Consider the following 18,225-nt stretch of genomic DNA (forward strand, 5'->3'; position numbering starts at 1 on the left):
AAGAAAACGCCATTCCGGATCTACGGAATGGCGTTTTCTTTAAAAGCCGTCTTGTTTCGTGGCTCTGTTGTATTTGCTTATTGACGAGGTGCACCGCCTTGGCCACCTGGGGCACCGCCCTGGTCGCCGCCTTGCAGTAAGTCGTCGTTGTTTACACCTTTTTTCTTGGTTTGCTGACCGTAAGTAACACTACCAAAGTTGTAAGTAAACGAGATACCGAATGATTGCAAAGGATATCTGATTTTCTGAGTTTGGTTTAGGTTAGGTGTATTGATCGACTGATCCAGCTTTAAGTATTTCTGGAACGGTGACAATGCGTTCAATCCTAAGGTGAATTTTTTAGCGATAATTTCTTTCTTCACACCAAAGCCAAATAAGTTAAAGGCTGGGTTTTCGCCTTGTATGGTACGGCGTGGTGAGTTAAATACACCAAAGAATTCAGTTGTCCAGCCGCCTTTTATAGTTGCCGAAGCACTCAGGAACGCGTTGTATTGAAAATAAGTAGTGCCGGTTGCAGTTTGCTGATTTTGATTGGCAGAATTAACGGTTGGCCGATAAGTATAACCATTAACACTTCCTCTGATGGTTAAAGGCTTCCACGGTGTAACCGATCCAAAAAAGCTTGCACCAAATGATTTGTTGCTGCCTATGTTTTGATAAACTGTTCTTGATGCTGATCCATTAGGGTTGCTTTCGCTTCTCAGATCGGGGTCATTAATGGTTTGAACAATGCCTTCAATCAAGTTATTAGTGTACTTGTAATACGTTGATAAGTTAATTACAGACGTTTTAATAAACGTTGTATAGCCCAATTCAATGGTTTGGGTAACCTCCGGTGATAACTCCGGATTACCTTGTGATTGGTTTTGGTTATTAGCCTTATTGATAAACGGATTTAAGAACTGTAAGCTTGGGCGTTGAATACGCTTGTTGTAACTTAATTTGTATGTCTGCGTGCCTTTTACGGTTTTTGACAGTATAAAGCTAGGTACAAAGGTTGTATAGCTTTGTGAAAACGGCTGAAGGTTTCTTTGAACTAAGTTAGTGGGGTCACCATCAATTTGTGTGTTTTCAACACGTAAACCTGTTTGTAACGAGTAGTTTTTAGGTAAAGTAAAGCTTAAAACTGTGTATCCGGCATAAACATTCTGGCTGTAATCATATTTGTTAGACGCCGTATCATTAAGCGTATAAGGTCCCTGGTTAATGATCTGCCCTTGTGCGTTTATTTGTCTGTAAACGTCATAATCACTATTTATCTTTCTTAAAATAGCTTTACCACCGGCTTCCAGTTTAATCACCTTACTTAAAGGATTAGCATAATCAGCTTGAGCGGTATATTCATCATTAACGCCATTGTTGCTACCTTGTTGGTTAGGGAATGCCCTCGGCGGAACGTTAAAATATTCAGAGGTATAATCTGATGCTATTTTACTATGGCTCCACTGTCCGGCAATGGTCAGTTCTTCACCTTCTTTTTTAAATTTGTGAGTGTAGTCGGCATTGTAATCAAAACCGCTAAAAGAGGCTTTATTAAAGTTATTGCTGGTATAAGCAAAGTTTTGTGGTATAAAGCCCACCGGATTGATTCTGGTGGTTCTAAAAGAGTTGGTAGCGCCTCCGTTGGTTTCAAAACCACCGCCATTGATTCTCAGTGTGGTAGTAAAACTATTGTAGTTATTTATATCATAGCTGGCATTTACGGAGCCAATAGTTCCAAAGCGCTTAGTTCTGGCGCTTGAATTCTGAACGTTTGTGGTTGTAGTATCATTGCTTCTGCGGGCACTTTCAAAATCAACCAACGAAGTTTGAGGCCATGCGAAGTTACTGCCTATGTTAGCGCCTAAGCTAAAACGGTTCTTTTTGTAGTTAATATTAACGTTGCCATTGTTTTGACGAGTACCAACTCCACCACTTACTGAGCCGCTTAAGCCCGATACGTTTTTGCTTTTGGTAATGATATTGATGATACCGCCTGATCCTTCTGCATCGTACTTGGCAGATGGAGCAGTGATTACCTCAATACTTTTGATCTGATCAGCAGGGATGGTGCGCAATACGTCAGCTAAACTGCTTGATAGGGCACCTGATGGCTTACCATTTATCAATACACGAACATTTTGGTCGCCACGCAGAGATGGTTTGCCGTCTAAGTCTACCGATACCAGCGGTACTTTACGCAGCACGTCGGTAGCGTTGCCACCAGCAGATGTTACGTCTTTCTCGGCATTGTAAACAATCTTATCCAGCTTGTTTTCAATGATGGCTGTTTGGCCGGTTACAGTAACGGCGCCCAGTGTTTTGCCACTTGGGGCAACTATAACGGTACCTACGTTGTTATCGGGTTTGCCTGGAGTGGTCTCAACCGGATCGATAGTTTTGGTTGGGTAACCAATATAAGTAACCGCAATTTTGTATTTGCCCGGCGCAATATTGTCCAGTCTGAACGAGCCTTTACCGTCGGTTAGGGTACCGTTCAACACCGCCTTGCCGCCGCTGCGGTAAAGGCTTATGGTAGCGTAATCTAAAGGTTTTTTAGTAACAGAGTCGATAACCGTACCTGAGATGCGACCCGTGATTTGGGCGCTGGCACTCAGCATGGTACCTATTAATGCAATTAGGGTAAAAAAACGTTTCATTTATAATGATTTTGGTAGTAAGATTGGATAAGGATTGATTTGTTACAGCCTATCACCTATTTTTTTTAAAATATGCGTAAAGCACCTTTTGTATCACAAATGTTGCAGATTAAGCTAAAGGTATGCTGCTGTGCGGTTATTGGTGATCATGCAGCAAAGGTGCATAGCAGATTTAAAACAGCGGTATGTTTTTGGGCGAACGGTTGTTTTTGCGGCGCGAATGGTGCGAAAGAATATATTAATGCATTTATAAATGTCATCTGGAGCAGATAGCGAGATACTTTTAATAAGTAAGCTGATCACTTAAAAAAAGACTTCCCGCTATCAGCTCAGATGACAGTATGGAGAAGTGAAATTCTTATATCACAATATTTACGATACGGCCTTTTACTACAATTACCTTCTTCGGTGTCTTACCTTCAAGGTATTTTTGTACATCGGCATGGGCCAGTACAAGCGCTTCTACTTCTTTTGGCTCCATAGTTAACGGCATGTTTATATTTAGACGGGTTTTACCATTTACCGATATAGGATAAGCAAACTCATCTTCTACCAGATAAGCAGCGTTAAATACCGGGTAAGCAGCGTAGGATAAGGTGCCGGCTTCGTTGCCCAGCAAGGTCCAAAGTTCTTCACAAATATGCGGAGCATAAGGGGAGAGGATGATGACCATATCCTGCAATATGCTGCGTTTATTACATTTCAAATCGGTCAATTCATTTACCGCAATCATAAAGCTGGAAACTGAGGTATTGAACGAAAAACGCTCCACGTCTTCTTCAACCTTACGGATTATTTTGTGCAGTGCTTTCTGCTCCGCTTTAGTTGGCGCTTCATTAGACACCTTAAAATCCCACTGCTCATTGTGGAACAAACGCCAAAATTTGCGCAGAAATTTAAAGACACCCTCAATACCGTTGGTGTTCCAGGGTTTACTTTGCTCCAGCGGACCTAAGAACATCTCGTACATGCGCAGTGTATCGGCGCCGTAACGCTCAATCAAATCATCGGGATTTACCACGTTGAACTTTGATTTCGACATTTTCTCAACCTCTACATCGCAAATAAACTTGCTCTCGTACTGTGTATCATCATTAGGATAACTAACGCTGCCATCTTCTAAAATCACGATAGCACCGGCGTTATCCGGCCGCCATTTAAGGAAAGCAGCTACGTCAAGTGCATCATTGCTTACAATGTTTACGTCCACATGCAGCTTGCTGAATTCCATTTCGCCAAGCTCTGCACCTTCGGGAAGCAGGTCTTTGTAAAAAAGTGCAATTTGCTCAATAGTATCAAAGTCGCCCTCTTTATAAAGCTCATAAATACCTTTAGATACATAAACTTCGGGTTTTGCAAAGTTCTCATCGGTATTTAACAACAAGGGGTTCAGCCTATAAGTAAAGCTCGAACGACCTTGTATCATGCCCTGGTTAATAAGCTTTTTGAACGGCTCTTCCTCAACGGCTAAACCTATATCCTTCAAAAACTTGTTCCAGAAACGGCTGTACAGTAAGTGCCCGGTGGCATGCTCCGATCCGCCAATATACAAGTCAACGTCTTTCCAGTAGTTGATGGCTTCTGTTGAAGCAAAAGTATTGGGGTTTTGTGCATCCATGTAGCGGTACCAATACCAGCTGCTGCCGGCCCAACCTGGCATAGTGCTTAGCTCATACTCGTACGCATCCTGATATTTCCAGCCGTCGGCACGGCCCAGTGGTGGCTCGCCGCTTTCAGTTGGCAGATATTTGTCTATTTCGGGCAGTATAAGCGGTAATTCGCTTTCATTGATCAGATAAGGCAAGCCGTTTTTAAAGTAAACTGGTACCGGCTCACCCCAATAACGCTGACGACCAAAAATGGCGTCACGCATTCTGAAGTTTACCTTGGCTTTACCAGCGCCAATTTCTTCCAGTTTAGCTACAACTGCAGCCGTAGCCTCCTTATAACCTAAACCGTTAATGAAATCAGAATTAATATACTTTCCGTCCTTGGTGGGGTCGGCCTCTGTTTCGATGTTCTGAATATCGATGATAGGTACAATAGGCAAATTGAAATGCTTGGCAAACAGGTAATCTCGCTGATCGCCTGATGGTACGGCCATAACTGCACCTGTTCCGTAACCAGCTAATACATAGTCTGCAATCCAAAGCTGTATTTTTTCGCCGTTTAGCGGGTTAAGTACATAGCTGCCTGTAAAAGCGCCCGACACGGTTTTAGTATCGGCCATGCGGTCCAGTTCTGATTTCTTTTTGGTTTGAGCAATATAAGCTTCCACTGTTTCTTTTTGCTCAGGCGTGGTTAAGCTTGGCACCAGTTCATGCTCGGGTGCTAGTACTACAAACGTAACACCAAAAATGGTGTCGACGCGGGTGGTGAAAACCTCTATGTAGTTGTCTGTTCTCTGTTGTGAGCTGTCAGATAACTGACCGCTGTTAACTGCTAACGGAAAACGCACACTCGCGCCAACGCTTTTGCCTATCCAGTTGCGCTGCATTTCTTTCAGAGGCTCGGGCCAGTCAATGGTGTCCAGTCCCTGCAGCAGGCGCTCGGCGTAAGCGGTAATGCGCATGCTCCACTGCATCATTTTCTTTTGCTCAACAGGGTAGCCGCCACGTTCTGAAAAGCCGTCTTTTACCTCATCGTTAGCCAACACCGTACCCAGTGCTGGGCACCAGTTAACGGTGCTTTCGCGCAGGTAGGTTAGGCGGTATTTTAACAGTTCTGTTTGTTGCTCTTCTTCGCTCATGGCGTTCCATTCGGCAGCGGTAAAGGTTAATACCTCATCATCGCAAACGGCATTGATGCCGGCAGAGCCGTTGGTGGCAAAATGAGCAGTTAGCTTTTCAATAGCTTCTGCTTTCTCATCGGCTTTGTTGTACCATGAGTTAAATAGCTGCATGAAGATCCACTGCGTCCATCTATAATAATCGGGCGAACTAGTGCGCACCTCGCGGCTCCAGTCGAACGAAAAGCCAAGCTGATCCAGCTGACGGCGGTAAGTGGCAATGTTTTGCTCCGTTGTAAGAGCTGGGTGCTGACCGGTTTGTATGGCGTACTGTTCGGCCGGTAAACCAAACGAATCGTAGCCCATAGGGTGCAGCACATTAAAACCCCGCAGGCGTTTATAGCGCGAAAAAATATCTGAAGCAATATAACCAAGCGGGTGACCTACGTGTAAACCGGCTCCCGAAGGATACGGAAACATATCGAGCACATAATACTTTGGCTTGGCCGATTGGTTATCGGCTTTATAGGTGTGATGGCTTGCCCAAAATTGCTGCCACTTATTTTCGATGTCTTTAAACTGATAATCCATTTCGCAGGGTCTCAACAAATAATGCGCGAAACTACGAAAAAAATCAGAAGCTACTTTTTAAGCGTATAAGTAAATTCAGCAGATAAACTGCCTGTTTTACTTTCTGCTATCTATATAACGAAAGCTATCTGCATGAGATTATTAACCCGGTACTAATTGGTTTGTGCGGCCTGATGTATTAGCTGAACAGGGTAAATAAAATAATTCGGCGTAACTGCAGTCCACCGCAAATTTGCTATCTGGCGAACTATTTTAGTCCGAATGTGTATGTACTGATAACTAACAGAAAATCAAAAGTTTGCTTCATGCGAAAATAATTTTTATTATTGTAATCCTGAACCTGCTAATTACTTAAATGGATCTACTATCCGCCAGAAAAAGACCGGGTAAAAATGGCCGGCTACCTCTTTGTCCCGTTTGCGGGCACGAGTTTAAATATCGTGTAAAGCGCAGCCGCGTGGTAAAAATCTTGCTCTTTTGGCTAACCATGAAACGTTATTTTTGTGAACACTGCTTAGAACGCTACTATGTTCGTAAGCCTCAGTATGCTGATTAATCTATAAAAGTTACATCTCTAAAACGGCGTTAAGATTTACTTTAAGCAACAATTATATTTATACTTGTTGCCTAATGTCACGCCCGTTTTATGAAACGTTTACTCTCTAATCTTACTTTTCAGGTTATTGCTGCCATTTTGCTGGGCGTGCTGGTAGGATTGTATCTGCCTGAGTTTGCCCCCGCAGCACAGCGTATCAGTAAAATGTTTATCAGCGTAATTAGCATGCTGATAGCCCCCATCATATTTTTTACTATAGTGCTAGGTATTGCCGGTATGAACGATATGAAAAAGGTGGGCAGAGTGGGCGGCAAGGCTTTGCTGTATTTTGAGCTGGTAACTACTTTTGCCCTTGTTATAGGTGTAACGGTTGCTAATTTAATTAAACCAGGTGCCGGCCTAAATATGCAACTCCCGACCGACCTAAGTAAGGTAGCTCAATATCAGAAGCAAGCCGGCGAGATGAATTGGGGCGACTTTTTTACACACATTATACCCAGTAATTTTATAGGTGCCTTTGCTGAGGGCGACATTTTACAAGTGCTTTTTATAGCTGTTTTGTTTGGCTTCGGGCTAAGCCGCATGGGCGGAACCGGCCAAACCTTGCTGCAAAGTTTTGATAAAATTGCCAAAGTGTTTTTTAACATGATGCATATTGTGATGAGGGCCGCACCGCTTGGAGCTTTTGGCGGCATGGCCTATACCGTAAGCACATATGGTATAAAAACATTAAAACCCCTGGCTATGCTCATGGGATCGGTTTACCTTACCATGGCGCTGTTTATTTTTATAGTGCTGAATGCCATTTGTTATTTTTTTAAATTCAGCTTGTTTAAATATCTCCGTTACATTCGTGAAGAAATATTGATTGTGCTCGGAACATCATCCTCTGAACCAGCATTGCCGCTCATGATGGAGAAGTTGGAAAAGCTGGGTTGCGCCCGCTCGGTGGTAGGACTGGTTATCCCTACGGGTTATTCCTTTAACCTGGACGGTACCACCATTTACCTATCTATGGCTACCATATTCCTGGCGCAGGTTTTTCATGTGCCGCTAACCATAGGGCAGGAGCTTACCATTATAGGTATACTCATGGTAACGTCAAAAGGTGCAGCGGGCGTAACCGGCAGCGGCTTTATCGTGCTAACGTCTACACTCGCCGCCATAAAGATTATCCCGGTAGAAGGCGTGGCACTGCTGCTGGGCGTAGATCGTTTTATGTCTGAAGCGCGGGCTATTACCAACGTAATTGGCAACGGCGTAGCTACTATGGTGATAGCCATCAGTGAGAAGGCATTTGACCGCAGTAAATACGAGGCAGCCACAGCCAATAGCTCCTCTTAAATATCTTCGTGAGTAGTAGGCAACAAGGCAAGGTATACGGACACACATTTCTTCTCGTTCTGTGATGATCGGCCCTTCGTATGTATAGCCTGTACTTGGTGTCTGAAACCTGTACTTGGTGCAAAACTGCCACTTTAGCTGCTTCGTAACCTAAACCCCGCTCCAAATTCTTCATTACATTCACTTGTGCCTTATTTCTTTTTTTATAGCTTTGCCGTACAAAAACTAAAACCATGAGTGTTCTCGTAAATAAAGACTCCAAAGTAATTGTACAGGGTTTTACCGGCAACGAAGGTACTTATCATGCATCGCAAATGATTGAGTACGGAACCCAGGTAGTAGGTGGTGTTACCCCCGGTAAAGGCGGTCAGCAGCACCTGGAACGCCCGGTGTTTAATACCGTTAAGGATGCGGTTGACCAAACCGGCGCCGATGTATCTATCATTTTTGTACCGCCCGCGTTTGCAGCAGACGCCATTATGGAAGCTGCCGAAGCTGGTATTAAGGTAATTGTTTGTATTACTGAAGGTATACCAACCAAGGATATGATACAGGTTAAAGAGTATTTAACCGACAAAGACACTCGTTTAATTGGCCCTAACTGCCCTGGTATTATTACTGCCGATGAGGCTAAGATTGGCATCATGCCCGGTTTTATCTTTAAAAAAGGTAATGTGGGTGTGGTATCAAAATCAGGAACTTTAACTTACGAAGCGGTAGACCAGGTAGTAAAAGCCGGTTTAGGCATTACTACAGCTATTGGTATTGGTGGCGACCCTATCATAGGTACTCCAACCAAAGAAGCGGTGGAATTGCTAATGAACGATCCGGAAACACACGGTATCATCATGATTGGTGAAATTGGTGGCGGTATGGAAGCTGATGCTGCCCGTTGGATTAAAGAACATGGTACTAAACCCGTAGTAGGCTTTATTGCTGGCCAAACCGCGCCTCCGGGCCGCAGAATGGGTCATGCTGGTGCTATTGTGGGTGGTGCTGATGATACAGCTGCAGCCAAAATGAAAATTATGGCCGAGTGCGGTATCCGCGTGGTAGAATCGCCAGCCGAAATTGGCGCTGCCATGGCAGAAGAATTGGCTAAGTTAGCGTAACTGAAACTGCAAGCTAAATACAAAAGCCAGGTATGGCTTGAAATATATAGAGATCCCGGTCAACTATGGCCGGGATTTTTTGTTTGCGCTGAATTTTAAAATAAACTTTCTGATAGTATCTTGCTGCTTCAATAACAGCCGTTTCCAGTCAACTACCTTACTTACCTTGGCTTAGCCAACTTGCTTTTCCTTCACCAGTTTCCAATCTAAATACTGCACGGCTATTAAGCCCAGCGCTGCAAATACAATAGCCCATTTGTAAGGGCTTATGGCATAGGCAAGTTGGGAGGCAAGGGGTGTACGGGCGTAGTAAAGCATAACAAACGCCAATATGGTGCTAAACATTACAAGTAATGCCAATAAGCCATATAATCCACGGCTTTGTGCCCGTTCCGTTTGCGCTTTTACCCGCCGCATTACCCCGGCCGAAAAGTGATAAGGCAAGCCTTTGACCGGCTCTTGTTTAAGGGCCTCAAATACCAGTTGATAGGCTTGCCATTCATTCTGCTGTTCTTGAGCCACAGGCAAATTTGCTTGGTTTAAGCTATTGTCCAGCAGCTTTTGCAGTTCATCATCATTTAGTTCTTTCATAACTGTTCGTCTTTCAGGTCTTGTTGTATTTTTTCCTTAAGCCATTTTCGCCCCCTGAAAAGGTGGCTTTTTATATTGCTCTCGGGTATGCCGGTTATCTCCTCAATTTCCTGGTAGCTAAACTCGTTTAAGTGATATAACGTAAGTACGGTTCTGTACTGTACGGGCATTTGCGCAATGAGCAGGTTAACATATTCGGCAGTGTTTTTACGGGTTAAGGTAAGCTCTGGTGTATCGTAGGTAAAATGGAAGTTCTCAATATCATCTGGGTAGTGTGTTATCCTTTCGGTTTTGTTTTTGCGTAAGTGGTTAATGGCTGTAAGGTAGGCTATACGGGCAATCCAGGTTGATAGTTTAGATTGAAACGCAAAGTTGTGCAGGCTTTTATGCACCTTTACGAACACTTCCTGGCAAATATCTTCCATGTCCTCGCGGTTGCTGATAAGCCGGTTCACTACAAAAAAGACCAGTCGCTCATATTGTTTCACCAGCAGTTCAAAGGCTTGCATATTGCCTTTTAAAATACTGGAAACGACCTCCTTTTCATTAAACATGTACAAGTAGTCACAGGTTGTGCAGTAAAGGTTGCAATTAATTTTTATAAATTGTTGCAACCCTTTGGGGCCGAGTGTTGACTACTGGGCAAATTAAAGCACAAAACCATGAGATATATTGAAAGCATAACCATTACGCTGGCGTTTTTTTTAGCGCTTGTGGTGATCATAATGGCAATACTCAATTTTATTTTAAAAATGCGTATCCTTAATTCAGATAGTAGGGATACCTATGCCTACTTTTTCAAAAAAACGAGTGACTATAAAGGAGCGGCTCTTAAATGGGCTATTATGTTGTTTTTTGCCGGATTAGGTCTTATAGTCATTCCATTTGTGCCATTGGACGAAATGGCCGTTAACTCGCCCTTGCCTTATGGTACCGAAGCTGTGTTTCTGGCAATGGGCTTTTTTGTGTACTACCTGGTAGCACGCAAGCCGCAAGCTTAATCTTCTCGGTTCGGATCAGCCTTTTCCAACTGTAGCTCCCAATTTATTAACCGTCAATAATTAAAAAGTGCATTTAGCCTTTAAGGGGATTGCTATGCCTTTTACTTCCAAAATTTTAAGCTAATAGAAATGAAAAACAACCTTATCACCGTGCTTGTGGCAGTTCTTATCATATGTTTAAACCAAACGGTGCAGGCGCAAAAAGCTGCGGCTTACAAAATATATGGTACAGTAATCGACTCCGCAAATAACAAGCCTGCAGACCTGATCACGGTGAATTTAAGAACTGCCGACAAGAACATTAAAACAACATTAACCGCCGCAGACGGCTCTTTTAGTGTGGAAGTAACCGAGCCACAACCCTATAAACTGGTGATAGTAGGGGTAGGATATCAAACCAGAACCATAGCGGTTGCTATTAACACGGCATCGGTCCTCCACATTAATGTAGGTAAAATAGCTTTAATTAGGCAGACTACACAACTGAAAGATGTGGTGGTGGCAGGTAACAGGCCAACAATAAAGCAGGAGGCCGGCCGCATTATATATGACCTCACGGCCGATCCTGAAAGTAAGGGAAATAACCTGATGACCATGATGCGCAAAGTGCCCTTTATTTCGGTAGATGCCAGCGACAATCTTTTACTTAAGGGCAATAGCAGTTTTAAGGTATTTATTGATGGTAAGCCCTCCAATATGATTGAGAATAACTTAAAGGCTATTTTGCAAAGTATGCCTGCTTCTACCATTGAGCGTATTGAAGTTATTACCAATCCACCAGCCAAGTACGATGCTGAAGGGCTGGCGGGCATTATTAACATAGTTACCCTGAAAAAGATAGGTGACGGATACAAAGGTACATTAAACACCAACGGCAATTATCCGGTAGGTGGGCCGGGCTTGGGTAGCAGCTTTTCGATTAAGCAGGGCAAAGTGGGTTTTAGTTTTAACGGGGGTGCTAATTATAGCCGTTCGCCCGCTGTACAGAATTTAAATAGCAGGCAAACCTTTGGCTCCAATGCTACCTTGTTAACACAAACAGGTAACCGTAAGCCTGAAAGCCGCACAGGTTATATGGGCACAGAGTTAAGCCTGGAGATCAACCCGCGTAATTTGCTCACTGCACAACTGAGTATTAATGGCTATCATTTTGATAGCGACTATAGCCAGCAATCTTTACTTGCCGGCAATACAGGCACCTTAGAAAGCTATAATCTGTATAACAATAATACGGGCAGTAATAACGGCTTCGATGTTGGGCTAAACTATCAGGCCGGCTTTAAGAGCGATAAAAGTAAGTTGCTTACCTTTTCGTACCGCTACACTAATTATGGAAGTATTCGTAACGGGCAAATAGATATTGCGAATCCCGTAAATTATAACCAGGCCGACTACGAACAGGATAATAGCACACAAACCGCCGAACAGACCCTACAGATTGATTATGTACAGGGCATTAAAGCGCTGGTAATTGAAGCCGGGCTAAAAGGTATATTGCGCAAAAGTGAAAGCGATTTTCAATACCTGTTATATAATGCGGGTACCAGCAAGTTTGAGCCTTTTTCAGAATTTTCGAACCAGTTTAATTACCATCAAAACGTGTTTAGCGCATACAATTCCTACCAATATAATTTAAAAAGCTGGAGTGTTAACGCTGGAGTCCGTTTGGAAAAAACCTTTATCGATGCTAATTTTATCTCATCCGGTACTGTTATTAGTCCCAATTACCTAAACGTAGTGCCATCGGTATCGTTCAACAAAACCTTTACAGATAAAAGCAGCTTGAGCGTTGGCTATAACCAGCGTATCAAGCGTCCGGGTATAAACCGGCTTAATCCATTTGTAGACAGGTCTAACCCTAATTATGAAAGCACCGGTAACCCCGCGTTGCAACCGGTTTTAATCAATAATTTTCAGTTAACTTATAACCTGCCTAAAAAGTTAGCTGTTACCATGGGGCTGAGTTATTCTTTTATAAATAATATCGATCTAAGGGTTTATATAACAGATCCGGCTACTGGCATTACCCGTAGTACCTATCAAAACATGGGTAAGGCAAGTAATTTAAATCTCGATTTTAACCTCAGTTACCCGCTTACACAACGCTGGAACCTGAGCGCTAATGGCAACCTGGCCTACTTTAACGTTATGGGCGTGGTAGACAATGCCGAAATCGAAAATAAAATGCTGACTCGAAATGTTACAGTTTCTACCAGTTATAAGCTGGATAGGGGCTGGCGTTTAAATGCCGGTGCCGTAAATATTGGCCGTAACATTACCGACCTGCAAACCAAAGCTAACGGATTGTTACGTACAAGCTTTAGCGTTAATAAGGAACTGATTAGAAATAAACTGAACTTTGCCACCGTGATCAATAATCCATTTACCAAATACCGCAATAATGAGCAAAGAACCATAGGGGCAAACTTTACGCAATTGAATATTACCCGCGATTATTTTCGCAGTTATAGCGTAAGCCTTAATTATAACTTTGGCGAGTTAAAGAGTAACATTAAAAAGAATATAAGAGGGATAAAGAATGACGACGTTTCGAACTGATAAAATTGTTGGCTGTGACGTTGGTCAGGCTCGCGTCAATAAGCAACCATTGCAAACCAATCAAGTCAAATATTAGTATATTAGGTAGTCACTGCAAAACTTTTCAATTAGTGCAATCAAAACAATCGGTGACGTGATAAATAAAATGGAAGACAAAAAATATAACGAGTTAACACCTGCCGAAGAATACGTAATATTACATAAAGGTACCGAGCGCCCTTTTACCGGCGAGCTTTTAAATAATAAGGCGCAAGGCCTGTATGTATGCCGCCGTTGTGATGCGGCCTTGTACCGTAGCGAGGATAAATTTGAATCATTTTGCGGCTGGCCAAGTTTTGATGATGAGATACCCGGAGCAGTTACCAAAGAGACGGATGCTGATGGCCGCCGTACCGAAATACTGTGCTCAAACTGTGGTGCGCATTTAGGCCACGTGTTTACGGGCGAGCGTTTTACCCCTAAAAATACCCGTCATTGCGTCAACTCTATCTCGATGAAGTTTGTACCACTTAACGAGGCTAAATAATTTTTAACTACGATATCGAAAGCCCTGTTAAGCTTATAGTTTAACAGGGCTTTTTGTTGTTATAGAGTACCGGTTGCCTTTGGTAAATAAGCGTTGCCATTTGTCATCCAAATGTATGTGTTGCACTATGGTTTTAATTGCACGGGTTTAAATGTTTACTTGAAATTCTTAAGAGTAAAAATATTAAACTAAATGATTATTAATTCCGTAAAGCATCATGTATTACTGCTTCTTACCTACTATGCACATTATTTTAAGTGAGCTTTTTGTTGAGGAAAATTATGTACTTGATGCTTTTATGCCCTTAAATTGCTGATTTACATAACCCTTGAATGTAGGTAGCTTTTCGGCAAAAATAGTTCCCTACACTGATGTTGATAACTATTTGGGGCATGTGAAAAACTACGTTAAACCACCATGAAATCCAAACGTAGTTAGTATGTACATTTGATACCATGAGTTCTTCACAGAATTCATCACAGTTATCGGCTGTCTCCGGTAAAGCAAGGGTAGTTAGGCAATCTAAGTCTGCTGGCCCCGAAATGTGCAGGTGAAGTAACTAAAAACCACCACTATACAGCAAACACAATAACCTGATTAACAGTTGGGCGGCTGGGTTGGCTGTCGGTATTTGAGAGAGAAATAAGATATTAAAAGGAAGAATATGAGCCAGGAAAACGAAGTATTATTAAAAGAGAACAAAGACCGTTTTGTTATCCTGCCGATCAACTACCCGGCAATTTGGGAGATGTACAAAAAGCATGAAGCCAGCTTTTGGACAGCAGAAGAAATTGATCTATCAGACGATCAGAAGCATTGGGATGGTCTAAACGACGGCGAACGTCACTTTGTATCGCATGTGCTTGCTTTTTTTGCGGCCAGCGATGGTATTGTGAATGAAAACCTGGCCGTAAACTTTATGAGCGAGGTACAGGTGCCAGAGGCGCGTTGTTTTTACGGTTTCCAGATCATGATGGAGAATATCCATTCAGAAACCTACGCCTTACTGATTGATACGTATGTTAAAGACCCGGTAGAGAAAGATCGTTTATTTCATGCTATTGACACCGTGCCTTGCGTGGGTAAAAAAGCGCAATGGGCTTTAAAATGGATCAATAACGGAACCTTTGCTCAACGCCTGGTTGCTTTTGCTGCCGTAGAAGGCATCTTTTTTTCCGGAAGTTTCTGCTCTATCTTTTGGTTAAAAAAACGTGGCTTAATGCCGGGCTTAACCTTCAGTAATGAATTGATCTCTCGCGATGAAGGTATGCATTGCGAATTTGCCTGTTTGTTGTACTCAATGTTAGAGAATAAATTGAGCAAAGAAGAAGCTACCGGAATCATTACTGAAGCTGTAGAAATTGAAAAGGAATTTATTACTGATGCGCTGCCAGTTAGATTAATTGGTATGAATGCCGACTTGATGAGCCAATACATTGAGTTTGTGGCAGACCGCTGGTTACAGGAATTAGGATATGATAAAGTGTACAACGCTACCAATCCGTTCGATTTTATGGAAATGATATCACTGCAAGGCAAAACCAACTTCTTTGAAAAACGCGTTGGCGATTATCAAAAGAGCGGTGTACTTAACGCGCAACCTTCAGGTCAGGCATTTTCATTGGATGAGGATTTCTAAGAAGCGTTCTCAAGTACCTGTCATCGATTATCACGATTAACAACATCATAAGTAATTAACAATATTCAACATAAGCAGCTAGTAAACGTGTCCATACTTAATATTAGCTACTAAATAATAAAACATCGCCATGTTTGTAATTAAAAGAGACGGAAGAACGGAGTCGGTAAAATTTGATAAAATTACCGCGCGTATTGAAAAATTATGCTACGGCCTAAACCCGCACCTGGTTGACCCGGTAGATGTGGCCCGCAAGGTAATTGAAGGTTTATACGACGGAGTAACCACTTCCGAACTGGATAACCTGGCTGCAGAAACTGCTGCATCACTAACCACTAAGCATCCCGATTATGCTTTGCTAGCTTCGCGTATAGCAGTATCAAACCTGCATAAAAACACGGTTAAGTCGTTCAGTGAAACTATGCGTAAGCTTTATAATTACAAAGATCCTAAAACCGGCAGAAACGCATCTTTAATAGCCGATGATGTTTGGGATGTAATTGAAGCCAATGCCGATGTATTAGACAGCAGCATTATTTATGATCGCGACTTTGGTTTTGACTATTTTGGTTTTAAAACCCTTGAGAAATCATACCTGTTAAAGTTAGACGGCCGCATTGCCGAGCGTCCGCAGCATTTGTTCATGCGTGTATCGGTAGGTATCCACAAAGAGGATATTGATAGCGCTATCAAAACATACAACCTGATGAGTGAGCGTTGGTTTACGCATGCTACACCAACCTTGTTTAATGCAGGTACGCCAAAACCTCAAATGTCATCATGCTTTTTATTAACCATGAAAGATGATAGCATTGAAGGTATTTACGATACGCTTAAACAAACTGCACAAATCTCACAAAGTGCCGGCGGTATTGGTTTAAGCATTCACAATGTACGTGCAACCGGTTCTTACATCAGCGGCACTAACGGTACCAGCAACGGTATTATCCCAATGCTGCGTGTGTTTAATGATACTGCCCGTTACGTTGACCAGGGTGGTGGCAAGCGTAAAGGAGCTTTCGCTATTTACCTGGAACCATGGCATGCTGATGTTTTCGAATTTCTTGACCTGCGCAAGAACCACGGTAAAGAAGAAATGCGCGCACGCGATCTATTCTACGCCCTGTGGATTTGCGACTTGTTCATGAAACGTGTAGAAGCTAACGAAGATTGGAGCTTATTCTGCCCGCATGAAGCACCAGGCCTGGCCGAGTGTTTTGGTGCAGAGTTCGAAGCTTTGTATACTAAATACGAAAATGAAGGCCGTGCACGCAAAAAAGTAAAAGCACAAGAACTTTGGTATGCTATATTGGATTCACAAGTTGAAACCGGTACGCCTTACCTTTTATATAAAGATGCGGCTAACAGCAAATCAAATCAGCAAAATTTGGGTACCATTAAAAGTTCAAACTTATGTACCGAAATTATGGAGTATACCTCTGCTGATGAGGTAGCTGTTTGTAACCTGGCGTCGCTGGCATTACCGCGCTACGTAATAAACGGTAAGTTTGATCATGAAAAATTATATGAGGTTACTTATCAGGCTACTTTAAACCTGAATAAGATCATTGACCATAACTACTACCCGGTTAAAGAGGCCGAGTATTCTAACCTGCGTCACCGTCCGATTGGTTTAGGCGTACAAGGTTTGGCAGATACGTTCATTTGCCTGCGTATGCCATTTGAAAGTGACGAGGCCAAGCAACTGAACAAAGAGATTTTTGAAACCATCTACTTTGCAGCCATGACGGCTTCAAAAGACCTGGCTATTAAAGATGGTGCTTACGAAACATTTAAAGGCTCGCCACTTTCTGAAGGTAAGTTTCAGTTTGACCTGTGGGGTGTTAAACCTGCCAGCAGCCGCTGGGATTGGGAAAACCTACGCTTGGATGTAATGAACCATGGCGTGCGTAATTCCCTGTTGGTAGCGCCAATGCCTACAGCATCAACATCGCAAATTTTGGGTAACAACGAGTGCTTTGAGCCTTACACCTCAAATATTTACACCCGCCGTGTATTAAGCGGTGAGTTTGTAATTGTGAACAAGCACCTGTTACGTGACCTGGTTGACCGCAACCTTTGGAACGGTAACATTAAAGATCAGATTATTACTGCAAACGGATCAATACAGGGCATTGCCGAAATTCCGGCCGACTTGAAAGAACTGTACAAAACAGTTTGGGAGATCAAAATGCGTAACATCATTGATATGGCTGCCGACCGTGGCGCTTATATTTGCCAGTCGCAATCGCTTAACTTGTTTATCAATGCACCAAATGCATCTAAGTTAACATCGATGCACTTCTATGCCTGGAAAAAAGGTTTGAAAACTGGTATGTATTACCTGCGTACACAGGCAGCATCGCAAGCAGTTAAGTTTACAGTAGAAAACCAAGGCGGCAAAAACATGGATCCGGTTATTCCGGCCCAGGTTGCCACCGTTGCAGATGATGTGCCGGCCGGCCCAACCTGCTCAATGGAAGAAGGCTGCGTAACCTGCTCTGCATAAGCATAACCTCTTACAATAAATGACTAAGCCCTGAAGTATTATTACTTCAGGGCTTTTTATATTTGTAACCATGCACACCACGTTTCAAAAGCACGAAATAATACAATGCGACCGCTGTCGCACGGCTTTTGAGTGCAAGGCCAATTCTTACACGCGCTGCCAGTGCAGCGCGGTTCAGCTCACTATAAACGAGGTGCAATACGTGGCAGAGCTGTACGACGGCTGCCTATGCGCCAACTGCTTGCTCGAGTTGCAAAAGGAATATCAGGAAGGGCTATAACTTATACACGTACAAACTTCCTGACGGTCTCACCATACTTGTTCACCCGATCGGCAGTGAGGAACCTTTCCACTCGGCGAGCTTATCAATTCGAAAGGACCTCTAACTACTGTTTGAGAGGATACCGACTTATTATCGTGGACTACATAA

General features: G+C 42.9%; 12 protein-coding genes. 8 read left to right on the forward strand and 4 right to left on the reverse strand.

All coding sequences use genetic code 11. From position 1 onward, the window contains the following. Window positions 1-77: 77 nt before the first annotated feature. Window positions 78-2,639 (reverse strand): TonB-dependent receptor, encoded by a 2,562-nt coding sequence (locus tag ABDD95_RS05575; protein WP_345950913.1) that lies wholly within the window; start codon window positions 2,637-2,639, stop codon window positions 78-80. A 358-nt stretch (window positions 2,640-2,997) separates the two neighbouring features. After that, entirely contained in the window at window positions 2,998-5,958 is a 2,961-nt protein-coding gene (locus ABDD95_RS05580; RefSeq protein ID WP_345950914.1) for a class I tRNA ligase family protein, read from the reverse strand. Between the two features lie 646 nt (window positions 5,959-6,604). Here ABDD95_RS05580 and dctA point away from each other — a divergent pair. Together dctA and sucD are read left to right on the forward strand one after the other, a co-directional pair. Continuing rightward, window positions 6,605-7,858, forward strand: coding sequence for a C4-dicarboxylate transporter DctA (gene dctA, locus ABDD95_RS05585; protein ID WP_345950915.1), 1,254 nt, complete (start codon window positions 6,605-6,607; stop codon window positions 7,856-7,858). Between the two features lie 233 nt (window positions 7,859-8,091). Then, complete coding sequence (gene sucD, locus ABDD95_RS05590; protein ID WP_345950916.1) at window positions 8,092-8,970, forward strand: succinate--CoA ligase subunit alpha; 879 nt, start codon at window positions 8,092-8,094, stop codon at window positions 8,968-8,970. A 171-nt stretch (window positions 8,971-9,141) separates the two neighbouring features. Here the strand turns inward: sucD and ABDD95_RS05595 are convergent, their stop codons facing one another. Beyond that, window positions 9,142-9,561: a hypothetical protein gene (locus ABDD95_RS05595; protein ID WP_345950917.1), complete on the reverse strand. Its 420-nt coding sequence runs from the start codon at window positions 9,559-9,561 to the stop codon at window positions 9,142-9,144. Then, entirely contained in the window at window positions 9,558-10,115 is a 558-nt protein-coding gene (locus tag ABDD95_RS05600) for a sigma-70 family RNA polymerase sigma factor (protein ID WP_345950918.1), read from the reverse strand. The genes ABDD95_RS05595 and ABDD95_RS05600 overlap by 4 nt, the downstream gene beginning before the upstream one ends. 108 nt (window positions 10,116-10,223) lie before the next feature. Here ABDD95_RS05600 and ABDD95_RS05605 point away from each other — a divergent pair, with 108 nt between their 5' ends. The 6 genes from ABDD95_RS05605 to ABDD95_RS05630 all read left to right on the forward strand — a co-directional run bounded on the left by ABDD95_RS05605 (window position 10,224) and on the right by ABDD95_RS05630 (window position 18,075). Then, on the forward strand, window positions 10,224-10,562 hold the full coding sequence (locus ABDD95_RS05605; RefSeq protein ID WP_345950919.1) for a hypothetical protein: 339 nt from the start codon (window positions 10,224-10,226) through the stop codon (window positions 10,560-10,562). Window positions 10,563-10,691: 129 nt separating this feature from the next. Then, on the forward strand, window positions 10,692-13,121 hold the full coding sequence (locus ABDD95_RS05610) for a TonB-dependent receptor family protein (protein ID WP_345950920.1): 2,430 nt from the start codon (window positions 10,692-10,694) through the stop codon (window positions 13,119-13,121). Window positions 13,122-13,266: 145 nt separating this feature from the next. Next, entirely contained in the window at window positions 13,267-13,647 is a 381-nt protein-coding gene (locus ABDD95_RS05615) for a methionine-R-sulfoxide reductase (protein ID WP_345950921.1), read from the forward strand. A 664-nt stretch (window positions 13,648-14,311) separates the two neighbouring features. Further along, entirely contained in the window at window positions 14,312-15,286 is a 975-nt protein-coding gene (locus ABDD95_RS05620; protein ID WP_345950922.1) for a ribonucleoside-diphosphate reductase small subunit, read from the forward strand. Between the two features lie 130 nt (window positions 15,287-15,416). Next, entirely contained in the window at window positions 15,417-17,795 is a 2,379-nt protein-coding gene (locus ABDD95_RS05625) for a ribonucleoside-diphosphate reductase subunit alpha (RefSeq protein ID WP_345950923.1), read from the forward strand. A gap of 70 nt (window positions 17,796-17,865) precedes the next feature. Further along, window positions 17,866-18,075, forward strand: coding sequence for a cysteine-rich CWC family protein (locus tag ABDD95_RS05630; protein WP_345950924.1), 210 nt, complete (start codon window positions 17,866-17,868; stop codon window positions 18,073-18,075). Window positions 18,076-18,225: the final 150 nt, after the last annotated feature.

This window comes from Mucilaginibacter sp. PAMB04274, from assembly GCF_039634385.2.
Lineage (GTDB): Bacteria > Bacteroidota > Bacteroidia > Sphingobacteriales > Sphingobacteriaceae > Mucilaginibacter.

What these genes read in the sequence shown, in the direction of transcription:
- ABDD95_RS05620 (WP_345950922.1), top strand. Translation starts at nt 14,312, where the DNA reads ATGAGCCAGGAAAACGAAGTATTATTAAAAGAGAACAAAGACCGTTTT.
- ABDD95_RS05595 (WP_345950917.1), bottom strand. Translation starts at nt 9,561, where the DNA reads ATGAAAGAACTAAATGATGATGAACTGCAAAAGCTGCTGGACAATAGC.
- ABDD95_RS05625 (WP_345950923.1), top strand. Translation starts at nt 15,417, where the DNA reads ATGTTTGTAATTAAAAGAGACGGAAGAACGGAGTCGGTAAAATTTGAT.
- dctA (WP_345950915.1), top strand. Translation starts at nt 6,605, where the DNA reads ATGAAACGTTTACTCTCTAATCTTACTTTTCAGGTTATTGCTGCCATT.
- ABDD95_RS05580 (WP_345950914.1), bottom strand. Translation starts at nt 5,958, where the DNA reads ATGGATTATCAGTTTAAAGACATCGAAAATAAGTGGCAGCAATTTTGG.
- sucD (WP_345950916.1), top strand. Translation starts at nt 8,092, where the DNA reads ATGAGTGTTCTCGTAAATAAAGACTCCAAAGTAATTGTACAGGGTTTT.
- ABDD95_RS05605 (WP_345950919.1), top strand. Translation starts at nt 10,224, where the DNA reads ATGAGATATATTGAAAGCATAACCATTACGCTGGCGTTTTTTTTAGCG.
- ABDD95_RS05630 (WP_345950924.1), top strand. Translation starts at nt 17,866, where the DNA reads ATGCACACCACGTTTCAAAAGCACGAAATAATACAATGCGACCGCTGT.
- ABDD95_RS05610 (WP_345950920.1), top strand. Translation starts at nt 10,692, where the DNA reads ATGAAAAACAACCTTATCACCGTGCTTGTGGCAGTTCTTATCATATGT.
- ABDD95_RS05575 (WP_345950913.1), bottom strand. Translation starts at nt 2,639, where the DNA reads ATGAAACGTTTTTTTACCCTAATTGCATTAATAGGTACCATGCTGAGT.
- ABDD95_RS05600 (WP_345950918.1), bottom strand. Translation starts at nt 10,115, where the DNA reads ATGTTTAATGAAAAGGAGGTCGTTTCCAGTATTTTAAAAGGCAATATG.
- ABDD95_RS05615 (WP_345950921.1), top strand. Translation starts at nt 13,267, where the DNA reads ATGGAAGACAAAAAATATAACGAGTTAACACCTGCCGAAGAATACGTA.